Source organism: Rubrivirga sp. (assembly GCF_049648075.1).
GTDB lineage: Bacteria > Bacteroidota > Rhodothermia > Rhodothermales > Rubricoccaceae > Rubrivirga.
Window position 1 is genome coordinate 1 of record NZ_JBARYR010000499.1, and the last position, 1,876, is coordinate 1,876.

Genomic DNA, 1,876 nt, shown 5'->3' on the forward strand with positions numbered 1-1,876 from the left:
CGGCTGCTCTCCGTCCTCGGCGAGCGCGCACCGCTCCCGGGCTCAGCGGGCGGGGTGGGCGGACTACTGCAGTCCCTGACGCCGCGCGAAGTCGAGATCGTGCGCCTCGTCGCGACAGGGATGACCAACGCCGAGATCGCCGATCACCTCTTCGTCAGCACGGCGACCGTCAAGCGGCACGTCGCTAACGTCTACGGCAAGCTGGACGTCCGCAACCGGACGGAGGCGGCGGCACGTGCTCGCGATCTCGGCCTTCTCTAGGGCACGGCTCGGGGCGGCGTGCGACGCGTTGGGCCAGAGTGCACCCTCGATTTGCACCGGGGCCTACACCCTTCGGCCGATTCGGGCAGGCGGGGCGGGCGCCTAGGTTTCCTGCACACCCTGCCCCGAGGCCCCGATCCGCCATGACCATGTTGACCGCACGCCCCGTTCAGAGAACCCAATCCACCATGACGATGAAGGCCATCGTGTGCACGGCCTACGGACCGCCCGACGTCCTCCAGCTCCAGCACGTCGAAAGACCCGTCCCGGACCCGGACGAGGTGCTCGTCCAGGTCCGCGCGGCCACGGCCACCACGACTGCGCTCGGCCTCCGGACGGGCCGGCCCGTCCTCGGACGGCTGTTCACGGGCCTGACCAAACCCAAACGCGACGTCCTGGGCGTCGAGTTCGCCGGCGAGGTCGCGGCGACGGGCCGCGACGTCACGGCGTACCGGGTCGGCGACCCCGTCTTCGGGATGACCGGCGCCACCACGCCCGGCGCCTACGCCGAGTTCAAGGCCATGCCTGAGGACGGGGCGATGCTGCCTCTGCCCGCTGGCACGGACTTCAGCGACGCCGCCGCCCTCGTCGAGGGGGGCCTCACGGCCATCCACTTCCTGCGCAACAAGGCGGCCGTCCGTCCAGGCCAGACGGTCTTGATCTACGGGGCGTCCGGAGCGGTCGGGACCGCCTCGGTCCAGCTCGCCAAACACCTCGGCGCGGACGTGACGGCGGTGTGCAGCGCGGCGGGCGCCAGCCTGGCCCGGTCGAACGGGGCCGACCGCACCGTCGACTACGAGGTCGAGGACTTCACCGCGGACGGGGCCCGGTACGACGTCGTCTTCGACACCGTCGGCAAGACGTCGTTCTGGGCGTGCAGGGCCTCCCTGGTGCCCGGTGGTGTGTACCTCAACTGCGCGAGCGCGGCGACGGTGATCCCCATGCTCTGGACGGCGCTGGTCGGCGGCAAAAAAGCCGTCCTGGCTGCCACTTACCTTCGGCCGGCCGCCGAGACTCGGGAGGACCTCTCGTTCCTCCGCGAGCTGATCGAGACCGGCGACGTCCGGGCCGTCATCGACCGGAGCTACCCGCTGGAGCAGGCCGCGGAGGCGCACCGCTACGTTGAGACGGGCCGCAAAAAGGGGAACGTGGTCCTTACGCTGTGACGCCCCTGAACGGGCTGCCCCTAAACACAAGCCCCTACGCCATGAACACCCACGACCTGACCGCGACGGTGACCGTCGAGGACGTGTGGAACTCCGAAGACGCGCAGGCCTTCGACGGCCTCGGCTTCCTGATGCCGATTGGGGGGCTTGAACGGGTCTTCGCTCCGGGGCGTCCCCGCCCCTCCGGCCCATGACGTTACACGCGACCGCCACCCCACTCGCCGCCGCTCTCGCCCAGCTCCGCCGGTCGATCGAGCGATTCGTCCCGCTGCCCGACGCCGTGTGGGACGACGTTCGGCGGCCGTGGCGGCTCCGCGACGTCCGCCGCGGCGAGGCGCTCACGCGCGAGGGGGAGACCGAACAGACGTTCGGGCTCATCGTCGAGGGCGTCCAGCGCCTCTTTCTCACCACGGCCGACGGCGACGAGCACACGCTGGCCTTCGCCTACC

General features: G+C 70.8%; 3 protein-coding genes and 1 pseudogene. All 4 read left to right on the forward strand.

Features of this window, described 5'->3' with window-relative positions:
* On the forward strand, positions 1–261 hold a 261-nt coding region (locus tag WBA11_RS14125; RefSeq protein ID WP_424521313.1), incomplete at its 5' end, for a response regulator transcription factor.
* Between the two features lie 143 nt (positions 262–404).
* On the forward strand, positions 405–1,427 hold the full coding sequence (locus WBA11_RS14130) for an NAD(P)-dependent alcohol dehydrogenase (RefSeq protein WP_424521314.1): 1,023 nt from the start codon (positions 405–407) through the stop codon (positions 1,425–1,427).
* Positions 1,428–1,468: 41 nt separating this feature from the next.
* On the forward strand, positions 1,469–1,621 hold the full coding sequence (locus tag WBA11_RS14135) for a hypothetical protein (RefSeq protein WP_424521315.1): 153 nt from the start codon (positions 1,469–1,471) through the stop codon (positions 1,619–1,621).
* A pseudogene (locus WBA11_RS14140) lies at positions 1,618–1,876 on the forward strand (hypothetical protein); the annotation flags it as partial. The gene WBA11_RS14135 and the pseudogene WBA11_RS14140, both read left to right, overlap by 4 nt.